Origin of the sequence: Pseudoduganella sp. R-32 (assembly GCF_049913245.1) — a bacterium.
Taxonomy (GTDB): domain Bacteria; phylum Pseudomonadota; class Gammaproteobacteria; order Burkholderiales; family Burkholderiaceae_D; genus Rugamonas.
Map to the genome: position 1 here is coordinate 1,067,614 of NZ_CP183987.1, position 13,625 is coordinate 1,081,238.

Consider the following 13,625-nt stretch of genomic DNA (forward strand, 5'->3'; position numbering starts at 1 on the left):
CGGTAGTGCGGTGTCAGACCCAATGGGTCTGACACCGGTTTGCCGGTTTTGCTGTAGAAAGCCAGCCCCCATGGCATAGCAACGGAAATACCAACCAAAGGATATATATGAGCAACTTCAACGTGAAAAAAGTAGCGGTGCTGGGCGCCGGCGTGATGGGCGCGCAGATCGCTGCCCACTGCGTCAACGCTAAAGTACCAGTCGTCCTGTTCGACCTGCCAGCCAAGGAAGGCAACAAGAACGGTATCGGCATCAAGGCCATCGAAGGCCTGAAGAAGCTGTCCCCGGCTCCTTTCGGCGACAAGGCCGACGCAGAACTGGTGCAGATCGCCAACTACGAAGACAACCTGGACCTGCTGGCCGGCTGCGACCTGATCATCGAAGCGATCGCCGAGCGCATGGACTGGAAGCATGACCTGTACAAGAAAGTTGCTCCGCACATTTCGCAAAACGCAATCTTCGCATCCAACACCTCCGGCCTGTCGATCAACAAGCTGGCCGAAGGCTTCGACGCTGACCTGAAGGCGCGCTTCTGCGGCGTGCACTTCTTCAACCCACCGCGCTACATGCACCTGGTGGAACTGATCCCGACCACCGACACCAAGCCGGAAATCCTGGACCAGCTGGAAACCTTCATGACTTCCGTGCTGGGCAAGGGCGTGGTCCGCGCCAAGGACACCCCGAACTTCATCGCTAACCGCGTTGGCGTGTTCGGCATCCTGGCCATCATCCACGAAGCCGAGAAGTTCGGCCTGTCCGTCGACGTGGTCGACGACCTGACCGGCGCCAAGCTGGGCCGCGCCAAGTCCGGTACCTTCCGTACCGCCGACGTGGTTGGCCTGGACACCATGGGCCACGTGATCAAGACCATGGAAGACAACTTGCCGAACGATCCGTTCGCAGCGCTGTACAAGACACCTGCCGTGCTGTCCGGCCTGGTCGCCAAGGGCGCCCTGGGCCAGAAATCCGGCGCCGGCTTCTACAAGAAGGTCGGCAAGGACATCATGCGCCTGGACGCAGCAACTGGTGAATACGTCGCCGGCGGCAAGAAGGCAGACGACATCATCGCCCGCATCCTGAAAGAAAAGGATCCGGTCAAGAAGATGAAGGCACTGCGCGAATCGACCAACCCGCAAGGCCAGTTCCTGTGGGCGATCTTCCGCGACGCTTTCCACTACATCGCGATCCACCTGGAATCGATCGCCGACAACGCACGCGACATCGACTTCGCCATGCGCTGGGGCTTCGGCTGGAACGTTGGTCCGTTCGAAACCTGGCAAGCAGCCGGCTGGGGCCAGGTTGCACAGTGGGTCAAGGAAGACATCGAAGCCGGCAAGGCGCTGTGCAATGCACCGCTGCCAGCGTGGGTCTTCGAAGGCAAAGTGGGCGAACAGGGCGTGCATACCCCTGAAGGCTCGTTCTCGCCAGCGACCAAGTCCTACACCCCGCGTTCCGAACTGGCTGTGTACAAGCGCCAGGAATTCCGCGCTCCAGTCGTGGGCGGCGGCGGTGCAGATCCCAAGACTGCCGGCGTGACCGTGCACGAAGACGAATCCGTGCGGCTGTGGCACACCGGCGACGACGTCCTGATCCTGTCGCTGAAGACCAAGATGCACGTGATCGGCAAAGGCGTGATCGGCGGCATCCAGCGCGGCCTGGCCGAAGCTGAGAAGAACTTCAAGGGCCTGGTGATCTGGAACACCGACGCAGCCGAAGGCGGCGCCTTCTCGGCCGGCGCCGACCTGCAGGAAGCCCTGCCAGCCTTCATGGCCGGCGGCGCGAAAGCGGTCGACCCGATCATCAAGGAGCTGCAAGACACCTTCATGAAGATGAAGTATTCCAACGTGCCAGTGGTGGCGGCTGTTGCCGGTATCGCCCTGGGCGGCGGCTGCGAAATGATGCTGCACGCATCGAAGCGCGTGGCTGCACTGGAATCGTACATCGGCCTGGTGGAAGTGGGCGTTGGCCTGATCCCTGGCGGCGGCGGCCTGAAGGAAGCGGCAGTACGCGCTGCCCGCGAAGCCAAAGGCAACGACATCCTGCAATTCCTGAAGACCGGCTTCACCAACGCTGCAACCGCGAACGTATCCAAGTCCGCGCTGGAAGCGAAGGCCATGGGCTACCTGAAGGAAGACGACATCATCGTGTTCAACGCCTACGAGCTGCTGCACGTGGCGAAGACCACTGCCCGTGCGATGGCTGACGCAGGCTACCGCGCTCCGATCCAGCGCCCAGTGCCGGTGACCGGCCGTTACGGCTGGGGCACCATCCGCGGCCAGTTGGTCAATATGCGCGATGGCGGCTTCATCTCCGCACACGACTACAAGCTGGGCGACATGATCGCCGAGATCGTGTCCGGTGGCGACATCGACCAAGGCAGCGTAGTGAGCGAGCAGTGGCTGCTGGATATGGAACGCAAGGCCTTCCTGGAATTGCTGAACCATCCTAAGTCGCAAGAGCGCATCATGGGCATGCTGCAGACCGGTAAGCCGGTTCGCAACTAAGAGCAAATGTCCATCCTGTCGCTGGCCTTCAAAATCCTGTTGCGAGTGAAACCAAGCATGGTCTATGAGCAAATCAAGAAGCACATGACGGAGTCGCTGCCGTTCGTGCGCCTGCTCGGCATCCGTATCGACAGCATCGGCCCGGGAACGGCCGAAGTGTCGATGCCGGACGACGGCAAGCTGCACAACCACCTCGGCACGCCGCATGCAGGCGCGTTGTTTACGCTGGCCGAAACGGCGTCCGGCGCGGCCATGGCAGGCGGCTTCGCCGACCTGATCATGGACATGCGCCCGGTCGCCAAGGAGTCGCGCATCCAGTACCAGAAAGTTGCCAAGGGCGCGACGCGCGCCTCCGGCAAGGTACCGGGCGACCTGGCCGCGATCCGCGCCCAGCTCAAGGATGAAGGAAAAGTAGCGTTCCCGGTCAACGTCGACATCTTCGACGAACACGGCACGCTGGCAGCACAAGTACAGGTGGACTGGTACCTCTCCGCCAAACGCTAACGAACACAGATACTGGAAAGCTTAAAATGAGCAAACAACTGCAAGACGCATACATCGTCGCCGCAACCCGCACCCCGATCGGTAAAGCACCGCGCGGCATGTTCAGCAAGACCCGCCCGGACGACCTGCTGGTCGCCGCCATCAAGGGCGCCATGGCTGCCGTGCCTAACCTGGACCCGGCCCTGATCGTCGACGCGATCGTCGGCTGCTCCTTCCCGGAAGCAGAGCAGGGTTTCAACATCGCCCGTAACTCCGTGGTGCTGGCAGGCCTGCCGAACACCGTGGGCGGCGTGACCATCAACCGTTACTGCGCTTCGGGCATCACCGCCCTGGCCATGGCTGCCGACCGCATCCGCGTTGGCGAAGCCGACGTGATGATCGCCGGCGGCGTGGAATCGATGTCCATGGTGCCGATGATGGGCCACCACCCATCGATCAACATGGACACCTTCAAGGACGAGAACGTGGGCCTGGCCTACGGCATGGGCCTGACCGCCGAGAAAGTGGCGCAGCAGTGGAAGATCTCCCGCGAAGACCAGGACGCCTTCGGCCTGGAATCGCACCGCAAGGCGATCGCCGCACAACAGGCTGGCCTGTTCAAGGACGAGACCACCCCGGTCGAAATCATCACCCGCACCCCTGACCTGCGCACCGGCGAGATCAAGGTTGGCAAGCGCACCGTGGACACCGACGAAGGCGCGCGCGCCGACGCCTCCATGGAAGGCATGGCCAAGCTGAAGCCAGTGTTCGCCGCCAAGGGCACCGTGACCGCCGCGACCTCCTCGCAGATGTCCGACGGCGCCGGCGCGCTGATCGTGGTCTCCGAGAAGATCCTGAAAGAACACAACCTGACCCCGCTGGCCAAGTTCTCCTCGTTCGCTGTTCGCGGCGTGCCACCGGAAATCATGGGCATCGGTCCTAAGGTCGCCATCCCAGCCGCTTGCGCAGCTGCCGGTATCACCCAGGACCAGCTGGACTGGATCGAACTGAACGAAGCGTTCGCCGCCCAGGCCCTGGCCGTGATCCGCGACCTGAACCTGGACACCAGCAAAGTGAACCCGATGGGCGGCGCAATCGCCCTGGGCCACCCGCTGGGCGCAACCGGCGCGATCCGCGCCGCGACCGTGGTGCACGCACTGCGCCGCAACTCGCTGAAGTACGGCATGGTCACGATGTGCGTGGGCGCCGGCATGGGCGCAGCAGGCATCATCGAGCGCGTATAATCCGCGCAAGCAAGCGATAAGCAACAGGGCGCTTCGGGAAACCAAGCGCCCTTTTTCACATCCACAATCCGGCGAGAAGACAGTGTCTGACCCCTGCGGGTCAGACACAGGTTTACCGGTTTAAAAGGAGACAAACGACAATGGCCATCCAGACCAGCAAAGCCAACGGCATCCTGACCATCGAATTCGACCGCGTGGACCGCAAGAACGCGATCACCTCCGCCATGTACCAGACCATGGCCGACACCATCAACGCCGCCGAGGGTGACGCTGAAGTACGCGCCATCCTGATCACCGGTAAGCCGGAGATCTTCACCGCCGGCAACGACCTGGTCGACTTCGCCATGACCACCACCGCCAACGACGGCGTGGCATTCACCGACCGTCCCGTGATCCAGTTCATGAAAGCCCTGTTCAACAGCACCAAGCCGGTCGTAGCGGCCGTGAATGGCGCAGCCATCGGCATCGGCACCACGATGCTGATGCACTGCGACCTGGTGTACGCCGCCGACAACGCCAAGTTCTCGGTGCCGTTCGCAGCACTGGGCCTATGCCCTGAATTCGGCTCCAGCATGCTGCTGCCGGCCAACGGCGGCCACGCCCGCGCGGCGGAAAAGCTGATGTTGGGCGAACCGTTCAGCGCCCAGGAAGCCTACGACATGGGCCTGATCTCCAAGCTGCTGCCAGCAGACCAGGTGCTGGCCCACGCTCAAGCGCAAGCCGCCAAGCTGGTCGCGCTGCCAGCCGAATCGATCCGCCAGACCAAGCGCCTGATGAAGGCCGGCCGCGAAGCGCTGAAAGCCCACATCGACGTGGAAAGCGCCCAGTTCGGCGCCATGCTGACCGGCGCCGAAGCCAAGGAAGCCTTCACTGCCTTCTTCGAAAAGCGCAAACCGGACTTCTCGAAGTTCGCCTGATCGGAGCCACAATTGATTTCCGCGCCTGCCTGGCTGCCATTCGGCTTGCTGGGCCTTTCGATTGCAAGCACCGGCCTCGCGGTCACGCATAGCGAGCGGCCGGCTTTCTTGCGCAATCTCTGGCTGGTTTTGCTCGCACTGGCGACCGGCGCCGGCCTGGCGGCGGGCGTGTTGCGCCCCATCGCCCTGGCCAGCATCGCCGCTTTGCTGGCTTTCGCCTGGCTGGCAACCCGCCATGGCAAGTCCGCTGTGCGGGCGCTGTTGACGATATTGACGCTGGTGCTGGCACTTGCGCTTGCAATGCACGCCGTTCCCGGCTACGACAATCCGCTGCTCCTGAAAGATGTCCGGCTGTCGGCGCACTCGGCGCCTTACACCTTGTATGCGAACTTCGACAAAGGCGTGGTCGGGCTGGTGCTGCTCGCGTTGTTCTGCCGCCGCGCCAGTTCCTGGCGGGATTTTGCCGTCGCATCGAAGTCGCAAGTACCGGTGGTTGCGGGGCTGTTGTGCGGAGTGCTAAGCATAGGCTGGGCGATTGGATTCGTGCATCCGGATTTCAAGCTGTCGCCATTCCTGCCGCTGTTCGCCGCCATCAACCTGCTGTTTGTCTGCGTGGCGGAGGAGGCATTCTTCCGTGGCGTCATCCAGGAACAGCTCGCACGCTACGGCGATGCCATTGCCGTCGTCGTTTCCGGCCTGGTGTTCGGCGCTGCGCACCTGGGCGGCGGCTGGCAGTTTGGTGTGCTCGCCAGCCTGGCCGGACTGGGTTACGCGGTGCTGTATTCAAGGACAAAGCGCATCGAGATTCCGATTGCGGCCCACTTCGTGTTAAACCTGGTGCATTTCGTAGCATTCACGTATCCGCGCGCTGGCTGAGAAAAGTCTCAGGAGAAGCGCCTGACGGCAAGCACTTGATCTAATTCGCGATGAATGGCCGTTGGCAGTCGGAAGCCAAAGGTTCCTGGACCGCGATCTCGCGCGCGCCTTACCTTTTAATATTCTTCCACCAAGGTTGCGCGCGTACCGCAGTTTTCAAAGCCATGGAACAGCGGTAGCAGGCTTTTGTGGCACACGACGCCGGGCGAGAAGCAACCATCAATGACGAAGAGCAGGCGCTCGTTGATTGGCGTACTTGCCATCAACTGCGTGTTGAAGCGGAAGGTCGTGACGTCGGGCGGGCTGGAGCCTAATCCCCTGTCAACCTCGTCGTCCCCACTCATGATCTCCGACAGTTCCCAGTCCAGGCAAGCGAACTTCGCCGTGAATCCTACGTACCAGTAATCGTGCAGCGTTTTGTCGTCGTGGACATACTGCGCAGGGTGCGTGAAGATCCGGCTGACGCCTTGTCCCAGCAATGCATCCCGTACCGGCTTGCGCACCAGCAGGTTATCGAATTCGAACATCACATCGGGTGGCACCGCCAGCGATGGATGGCCCAACCGGCGAGCCCACTGCTTTGAAATATTGTAGAAGGCAAGCGGGGGAGAGCCGGGCGGCAAGGGCTTGGTTTCGTATTCGAGTTCTTCCGTTTCGTGGAAGGGGCGCGGCGTTGGCAGGGAATCGCTGTGGCCGCGCTTGATGAAGTAATACTCTTTTTCGAAGTTGCTCATTGTGTGCTCGTTATTCGTAATCGACAGTACCGACTTGGGGACCTGACGTCCTGTGGTCCAGGCTTCCGCAGCGGCGGCATGATTTGTCTTTGTGGATTGCTGCTTTCAGCGTCGCCAGGTTGGAGCGCGACGTGGGCGGCAACTCCAGGTCATCTTCCCGTCCCTCGGTGCGAAGGGCGCCGATCTTGTGCACTTCATCTGCAGCACGCGTGAACTGGATCAGCGACTCGGCGAAGACTTCAGGCGCCCAGTCAAATGCCAGGCCGTCGTGCCCGCCGGTCAGCGACGCTTCAAGGCGTTCTCCGATTTCGAAGATGATGTTGTCGACCACCCGCCCAGTGGAAAGCAGCAGGAGGGGCAGCAACAGCCGCAGTTCCAGCATCAGCGTGCCGCCTCCAGCGCCCGCGATATAGGCGTACATGGCGGGTGGAATAGCGTCGAACATGATCTCCATATGGGCCAGCCAAATGAGCATGCTCTCGTGCTCCTCGAGCAGGTCGTCGACCAGTTGCCTGTCTTGCGACGCGCGGATTGCTTCAGCCACTTCAGGCCAGATCGCCGGCAGCACGCGCGCGAGAAAGTCTTCGATACCGGCCTTGTCGCCGTTGGCGATCAGCGTGGGAAGGGACAAGACAGCGCCGCAATGTTCGCGCAGGGCGGCGGCAAACGCTTCCCCGTTGCCTGTGGTCCCGTGGGTGAAGTCATGCGAAGCCGCGCGACGCTCGCGGCCGGGTCGCAGCTTGAGACCACTGGTGACGGGCAGGCCTTGCATCGATTCCTTCCACCAGACCCATTCGTCCGCTTGGTCGGACTGCGCCGCTTCGCCTGGAATGGCATGCAGGCGCAAACTGTCGGAAAAGTCGTTCCACAGCCCCGCGTCAAACACGATGGGCCGTGAACGGAGCCACTTGGCAGGCGGCGGATTCCAGCCCACTTCCGCTGCCGCCTGGTAGGTAATGGCGGCCGCTTCCTCCCAGTGTTCACGATAGGTCTCCAGTGCTTCCACCATGTACAGGAAGGCGCTGTGCAAGCGCATGGCAATCATCCTGCGCTGTCCCCTGATTTCATGCGCAAGCTCTTTCGTGAGAAGGTCTATAGCGACTGGCGATACAAGTTTCGACATGGCTCTACAAATTGCAAAAAAAGCAAACAAGTATTGTAACAACAGGTCCAAAGTCGTGTCGTACAGCCATGCGGTGCCGCGTATAATGCAAGCGACTTTTCAACCGGAGACCTGTCAATGTCCATGCAAGTCCTGCGCCGCGCCGCTGTCCTGTCCGTTCTGGCCGCCGCCATCGCCATCCCTGCCTACGCCGGCAGTTCCGCTTCGTCCGCATCGAGTGCCGGTTCCGAGTCCTCGGGCAGCGTGTCCGATTCGATCGGCGGCTCCAGCAAGAGCTCCAGCGGGGACGACAGGAAAGTGGCCGCTGGCCAGTACCGCGTCATCGACGTTGCAGAAGCGCCGGGCAAGCCGGGTGCCACGCGCCTGAAGCTGCAAGGCCAGGGCAATGAATTCTTCCTGACCGTGCCGAAAGCCGCCCTGGCAGAACGCGCACTGCCAGCCGGCGCACTGGTGCAGGTCAACGAGCGTCCATACGGCTACGAATTCGCATATGCCGATACGCAGCAGGCCTTCTTCCTTGCCCTGGACGAAGCATGGCAACGCGAACTGCGCTCGCACGCCATCTGATCGCTGCCTGCCTGGCGCTCGGCTGGAATGCCGCAGCGCAGGCGGGCGGAATGATGTTCTGCGACCGTCCCGCGAAAGTCACGGCGACGGCGCAGGACCACGTGCTGCGTTTTGCAGCCGTGGTGAAGGATGAACTGGAACGCTCGGGCGCCACGGCCGCCGTCGTTTCGCGCGCCGGCCTTGACCTGGCGCGCCTCGGCCTGCGTTACTCGCACGCCGGCCTGGCGTTGAAAGACAATCCGAACAGCCCCTGGTCGGTGCGCCAGCTTTACTATGCCTGCGACGAAAAGCGCCCACGCATCTTCGACCAGGGCATGGCCGGCTTCGTGCTCGGCGCGGAAGAACCGGCGTACGGCCACCTGTCGCTGGTGCTTCTGCCGGACGAGCAGGCCAGGACGCTGCAGGCGGCGGCACTGGATGCGCAAACGCCGCTGTCGCTGCTGGCAGGGGAGTACAGCGCCAATGCGTATGCCTACAGCACGCGCTATCAAAACTGCAACCAGTGGCTCGTAGAGCTGATGGCAAGCGCCTGGGGCGCAGCCGCTCCCCGGCGCGAAGACGCGCAAAGCTGGCTGCGCGAACGCGGTTACCAGGCGGAGCCGGTCGCCGTAGGCCGCACGCTGGTGATTGCCGCACATTTCGTGCCGCTGGTGCATGTGCAGGACCATCCCGACGAAGACCTGCGCGCGCAGACCATGCGCGTCAGCATGCCTTCGTCGATTGAACATTTTGTTCATCGCGAGTCGCCGCAAGCGCGCCGCCTCGAGCTTTGCTATAACCCGAACCATATCGTGATCCGGCGTGGTTGGGAACCAATGGGCGCAGGCTGCGAAGCGCAGCCTGGCGACGAGGTAATCGCTTTTGAAAACAGTCACTGACAAGGTCATATGAATACGATTGCTTCGCTTTACCTGATCTCCGCAGGGGCGCTGGCAATGTCGGCATTCCAGTCGGCCCTGGTGGCGCGCAACAGCTCCTACGGGCGCGCGTGCTGGGCGTTTGCGGCCATCTGCCTGTCCTTTGCCTGTTTCCAGTACGCGAACGTGCAGCAGCAGCTTGCTCCGGGATTGGCGGAAGCCATCGCGGCGCACAAATGGGTCAACTTCTTTTCGATCCTGCTGGCGCCGCAGTTCTGCTACCTGGTCGCCTCGCTCGACCCAAGCCGGAACGCATTCCGCCTTACCTACGGCATTGCCTTCATCTCGGCCATACTGGCGGTGGACAATTTCATGGTGCCTTATGGCTACCGCTTTTCTGCGCTGGAGACCGAAGCGCCCATCGAGCTGGTGTGGGGCGGACATGCATTCCTGCTGTTCGGTGAAACAACGGCTGCCTATACGGTCAGCCGCTTGCTGTCGCTGGGGGCGACGGCGTTCGCAGTCGTCTACTGCATCCGCGTGCAACGCCAGAAGGCGCGTTTTTCAAACCGGCTGGTGTGGAGTTCCGCCGCGCTGGTGGTGGTGACGACGGCGCTGGGAGGTGCGACCGACACCGGCATGCTGCGAATGCCGTATTTGAGCGGTTTCGGATTCCTGTTCCTGGCTGCCTCCTACCTGCTGCTGGTCAGGCGTGAAGCGACCCAGCGCCTGACCGAGAAGATCCGCATCAGTGCCGCGCTGGAGCGCGAATTGGAGAACCACAAGCTTTCCAGCAGGCGCATCGAGCGCGCCCTGACCAATGATGAACTGACACGGTTGCCGAATCGCGAGGGCGCGCTGGAAAAGCTGCGCGCCATGTTCGTCTGGAGCGAATCCAGCCTGACCAGGACGGCTGTGCTGCTGCTTGACCTGGACCGGTTGGCGATCATCAACGGTACGCGCGGCTACGAGATAGGCAACCAGGTGTTGATCGAGGTGGCGCAGCGGCTGCGCGAACATTGTGGCAAGCGCAGGCTGGTGGCAAGGCTGGGCAGCGCGCGCTTCGCGGTTGGCATTGCGGGCCACAAGACCCTGGCAGGGATCGAGCGCGAAGTGGAGGGCATCATGGCAGCGATCAAGCCGCCATTCACCGTGGCGGACACCGTACTGAACATGACGTTCAGTGCCGGCGTGGCGATCTATCCGGATCATGCCAATTCGGCGGAAGACTTGCTGGCGTCGGCAGGCCTGGCGCTGCACGAGGCACGCGACCTGGGGCCGGGCAATCTGCGCGTGTTCCACCCTTCGCTGCAGCAGTCGCTGAGTGAGCGCATCGGCCTTGAAAATGAGCTGAAGGAAGCACTCGAGAACGGCGAGCTTTTCCTGCACTACCAGCCGCAGGTCTGCGCCGTTACTGAACGGGTGCTGGGCATGGAAGCGCTGATCCGCTGGCAGCACCCGGAGCTGGGCCTGGTCATGCCGGACAAGTTCATTCCACTGGCCGAGGCGACGGGTACGATTGCGGCGATTGGCGCGTGGGTGATTGAAAGCGCCTGCCAGCAATTGCAGAATTGGCGGGCGCTGGGCTTCGGCGACGTGCGGATGGCGGTCAACCTGTCGGCACAGCAGCTGCTGCTAAGCGATCTTGGCGACAACGTGCAGGCAGCCTTACGGCGCGCGGGGCTGATGGGTGAAGACCTTGAACTCGAAATCACCGAGTCGGTGCTGATGCAGGACCCGCAGCGCTCCATCGAAAAACTGGAGTCCCTGCGCAGGCTGGGTGTGCGGCTGTCAATCGACGACTTCGGCACCGGCTATTCCTCGCTCGGCTACCTGAAGATGCTGCCGGTGCACTCCTTCAAGCTTGATCGCAGTTTCGTGCGCGATATCGGCACCAGCGAAAAGGATCTCGAGATCTGCGCCACGGCTGTCGGCCTGGCGCGCAACCTCGGCCTGGAAATCGTTGCCGAAGGCGTGGAAGATGCGGTGCAGGCCGACCAGCTTCGCCAACTGGGCTGCAACCTGCTGCAGGGCTATTACTTTGCGCGCCCGCTCGCGGCGCATGCGGCGACCAATTACCTGATGGACCGGATGGAAGCTGCTGCATAAGCTGGCAAATCGAAAAGTAACTTGTTCAATTTGCTTTCGTTTAAAATAACGTGCATTGCAAAGAAGAAATGAACGAGGATCGATATGGACGCACCCATTGCTTCGCTCTACCTGATATCCGTGGGAGCGCTAGCAATGTGTTCATTCCAGGCGGCTTTGCTGGCGCGCAGCAGTTCCTACGTGCGGGCTTGCTGGGTCTTCGCCGTGATTTGCTTCACGTTTGCCTTGTTCCAGTATGCGAATCTGCGGCAGCAGCTGGCGTCCGACCTGGCGGCGGCGATTGCCGCCCACAAGTGGGTCAACCTGTTTTCGCTATTGCTGGTGCCGCAGATCTGGTACCTGATTGCCGCACTCGACGACCGCAAGCGGGCCTTCTTCCTTAGTTATTTTGTCGCGGGCGTGACGCTGCTCCTGGTGGCGGACAATTTCATCTCGCCATTTGGCTACCGCTTCGCTTCCCTTGCTGCCGAGGCGCCCTGCAAACTGCCCTGGGGTGAACAGGCATTTCTCCTCGCCGGTGAGACGACTCCGGCTTATACCGTCAACCGGCTGTTGTCGCTGGGAGCCGCCCTGTATGCCGCGGCCTTCTGCATCCGCGCCCGGCGCGAGCGCGCGCGCTTCTCCAATCGCGTGGTATGGCTTTCCGTGGCGCTGATCGTAGTGACGACCGCCATGGGCGGCGCAACCGACGCGGGCAAGCTGCAACTGCCTTACCTGAGCGGCTTCGGCTTCCTGTTCCTCGCTGCTTCGTACTTGCTGCTGGTGCGGTGGGAGGCCGCGCGGAGCATGACCGAGAAGATTCGTATCAGCGCCGCGCTGGAACGCGAAGTCGAAAGCCATAAGCTTTCCAGCCTGCGCTTCGAGCATGCGCTGACCAACGATGCGCTGACGCGTCTGCCGAATCGCGCGGGTGCGCTGGAAAAGCTGCGCGCCATGTTCATCCAGAGTGAATCGAACCTGACCAGGATGGCGGTGCTGCTGCTTGACCTGGACCGGCTGGCGATCATCAACGGCACCCGCGGATACGAGGCCGGCAATCAATTGCTGGTCGAAGTGGCGCAGCGCCTGCGCCAGGACTGCAGCAAAGGCGGGCTGGTGGCGCGCCTGGGAAGCGCGCGCTTTGTCGTCGGCATTGCGGGCCACAAGACTGTGGCTGGCATCGAGCGCGAAGTGGAAGAAATACTGGCCGCAGTCAAGCCGCCATTCAGCATTCCCGGCACGGTACTGAACATGACCTTCAGCGCCGGCGTGGCTGTCTATCCCGACCATGCTTCGTCGGCGGAGGATCTCCTGGCTTCGGCCGCGCTGGCCTTGCACCAGGCGCGCGACGCCGGGCCGGGCAACCTGCGCGTGTTCCACCCTTCGCTGCAGCAGACGCTGAGCGAGCGCATCGGCCTGGAAAACGAATTGAAGGACGCGCTTGAAAAGGAGCAGTTCGTCCTGCATTACCAGCCGCAGATATGTGCCGCCTCCGGGCGCGTGGTGTGCATGGAAGCGCTGATCCGCTGGCATCATCCTTCGCTCGGGCTGGTCATGCCGGACAAGTTCATCCCGCTGGCCGAAGCGACCGGCGCGATTGCCGCCATTGGGTCGTGGGTGATCGATGCCGCCTGCCGGCAATTGGCGAGCTGGCGTGAAAACGGTTTCATCGATATTCGCGTGGCGGTCAACCTGTCGGCGCAGCAGTTGCTGCTGTCCGATCTTGGCGATACCGTGCAGGCGGCCTTGCAGCGCGCCGGCCTGTGGGGCGCCGATCTGGAACTCGAAATCACGGAGTCCGTGCTGATGCAGGACCCGCAACGCTCGATTGAACGGCTGGAGGCTTTGCGCAGGCTGGGCGTGCGCCTGTCGATTGACGATTTCGGCACAGGCTATTCCTCGCTCGGCTACCTGAAGCTGCTGCCGGTGCATGCCTTCAAGCTTGACCGCAGCTTTGTGCGCGATATCGGCAAGTCGGCCAAGGACCTGGAGATCTGCGCCACCGCGGTCGGCCTGGCGCGCAACCTTGGCCTTGAGATCGTGGCCGAAGGGGTGGAAGATGCGAGCCAGGCGACGCAGTTGCGCAAGCTCGGCTGCCATCTCCTGCAGGGCTATTACTTCGCCCGTCCATTGGCCGTCTACGCCGCAACGGACTTCCTGGCAACCGAAAGGAGGGTCGCATGAGGCCCGGCTGGAAACCGACCCGGCGCAATCGCAACGCCGGCACCAAGG

11 protein-coding genes are annotated in these 13,625 nt (G+C 62.3%); 9 read left to right on the top strand and 2 right to left on the bottom strand.

Annotated features, from left to right (window positions below):
• Nucleotides 1-107: 107 nt before the first annotated feature.
• The 5 genes from ACN9MU_RS05030 (at nt 108) to ACN9MU_RS05050 (ending at nt 6,024) form a co-directional block, all read left to right on the top strand.
• Entirely contained in the window at nt 108-2,504 is a 2,397-nt protein-coding gene (locus ACN9MU_RS05030; protein ID WP_426167979.1) for a 3-hydroxyacyl-CoA dehydrogenase/enoyl-CoA hydratase family protein, read from the top strand.
• Nucleotides 2,505-2,510: 6 nt separating this feature from the next.
• Nucleotides 2,511-3,008 carry a PaaI family thioesterase gene (locus tag ACN9MU_RS05035; protein WP_426167981.1) on the top strand — a complete coding sequence of 166 codons (498 nt, stop codon included), beginning with the start codon at nt 2,511-2,513 and terminating at the stop codon, nt 3,006-3,008.
• Between the two features lie 26 nt (nt 3,009-3,034).
• Entirely contained in the window at nt 3,035-4,231 is a 1,197-nt protein-coding gene (locus tag ACN9MU_RS05040) for an acetyl-CoA C-acyltransferase (protein WP_426167983.1), read from the top strand.
• 140 nt (nt 4,232-4,371) lie between these two features.
• A complete protein-coding gene (locus ACN9MU_RS05045; protein WP_426167985.1) occupies nt 4,372-5,148 on the top strand; it encodes an enoyl-CoA hydratase in 777 nt (258 codons plus the stop codon).
• A 12-nt stretch (nt 5,149-5,160) separates the two neighbouring features.
• Nucleotides 5,161-6,024, top strand: a complete 864-nt coding sequence (locus ACN9MU_RS05050) for a CPBP family intramembrane glutamic endopeptidase (RefSeq protein ID WP_426336892.1) — start codon at nt 5,161-5,163, stop codon at nt 6,022-6,024.
• Nucleotides 6,025-6,140: 116 nt separating this feature from the next.
• Here ACN9MU_RS05050 and ACN9MU_RS05055 read toward each other — a convergent pair whose 3' ends face one another.
• Nucleotides 6,141-6,758 carry a hypothetical protein gene (locus ACN9MU_RS05055; RefSeq protein WP_426336893.1) on the bottom strand — a complete coding sequence of 206 codons (618 nt, stop codon included), beginning with the start codon at nt 6,756-6,758 and terminating at the stop codon, nt 6,141-6,143.
• A 10-nt stretch (nt 6,759-6,768) separates the two neighbouring features.
• Nucleotides 6,769-7,794: a hypothetical protein gene (locus ACN9MU_RS05060; RefSeq protein ID WP_426344262.1), complete on the bottom strand. Its 1,026-nt coding sequence runs from the start codon at nt 7,792-7,794 to the stop codon at nt 6,769-6,771.
• A gap of 204 nt (nt 7,795-7,998) precedes the next feature.
• Here ACN9MU_RS05060 and ACN9MU_RS05065 point away from each other — a divergent pair, with 204 nt between their 5' ends.
• The 4 genes from ACN9MU_RS05065 to ACN9MU_RS05080 all read left to right on the top strand — a co-directional run bounded on the left by ACN9MU_RS05065 (nt 7,999) and on the right by ACN9MU_RS05080 (nt 13,577).
• Nucleotides 7,999-8,448, top strand: coding sequence for a hypothetical protein (locus tag ACN9MU_RS05065; RefSeq protein WP_426336894.1), 450 nt, complete (start codon nt 7,999-8,001; stop codon nt 8,446-8,448).
• Nucleotides 8,415-9,326: a DUF2145 domain-containing protein gene (locus tag ACN9MU_RS05070; RefSeq protein WP_426336895.1), complete on the top strand. Its 912-nt coding sequence runs from the start codon at nt 8,415-8,417 to the stop codon at nt 9,324-9,326. Before ACN9MU_RS05065 ends, ACN9MU_RS05070 begins: the two co-directional genes overlap by 34 nt.
• A 9-nt stretch (nt 9,327-9,335) precedes the next feature.
• Nucleotides 9,336-11,414 (top strand): putative bifunctional diguanylate cyclase/phosphodiesterase, encoded by a 2,079-nt coding sequence (locus ACN9MU_RS05075; protein WP_426167997.1) that lies wholly within the window; start codon nt 9,336-9,338, stop codon nt 11,412-11,414.
• A gap of 84 nt (nt 11,415-11,498) precedes the next feature.
• Nucleotides 11,499-13,577 carry a putative bifunctional diguanylate cyclase/phosphodiesterase gene (locus tag ACN9MU_RS05080; RefSeq protein ID WP_426344263.1) on the top strand — a complete coding sequence of 693 codons (2,079 nt, stop codon included), beginning with the start codon at nt 11,499-11,501 and terminating at the stop codon, nt 13,575-13,577.
• Nucleotides 13,578-13,625: the final 48 nt, after the last annotated feature.

Bases quoted from the DNA above. Each gene is read 5' to 3' on its own strand.
- ACN9MU_RS05030 (WP_426167979.1), top strand. From the start codon at position 108: ATGAGCAACTTCAACGTGAAAAAAGTAGCGGTGCTGGGCGCCGGCGTG.
- ACN9MU_RS05035 (WP_426167981.1), top strand. From the start codon at position 2,511: ATGTCCATCCTGTCGCTGGCCTTCAAAATCCTGTTGCGAGTGAAACCA.
- ACN9MU_RS05040 (WP_426167983.1), top strand. From the start codon at position 3,035: ATGAGCAAACAACTGCAAGACGCATACATCGTCGCCGCAACCCGCACC.
- ACN9MU_RS05045 (WP_426167985.1), top strand. From the start codon at position 4,372: ATGGCCATCCAGACCAGCAAAGCCAACGGCATCCTGACCATCGAATTC.
- ACN9MU_RS05055 (WP_426336893.1), bottom strand. From the start codon at position 6,758: ATGAGCAACTTCGAAAAAGAGTATTACTTCATCAAGCGCGGCCACAGC.
- ACN9MU_RS05060 (WP_426344262.1), bottom strand. From the start codon at position 7,794: ATGCGCTTGCACAGCGCCTTCCTGTACATGGTGGAAGCACTGGAGACC.
- ACN9MU_RS05065 (WP_426336894.1), top strand. From the start codon at position 7,999: ATGTCCATGCAAGTCCTGCGCCGCGCCGCTGTCCTGTCCGTTCTGGCC.
- ACN9MU_RS05070 (WP_426336895.1), top strand. From the start codon at position 8,415: ATGGCAACGCGAACTGCGCTCGCACGCCATCTGATCGCTGCCTGCCTG.
- ACN9MU_RS05075 (WP_426167997.1), top strand. From the start codon at position 9,336: ATGAATACGATTGCTTCGCTTTACCTGATCTCCGCAGGGGCGCTGGCA.
- ACN9MU_RS05080 (WP_426344263.1), top strand. From the start codon at position 11,499: ATGGACGCACCCATTGCTTCGCTCTACCTGATATCCGTGGGAGCGCTA.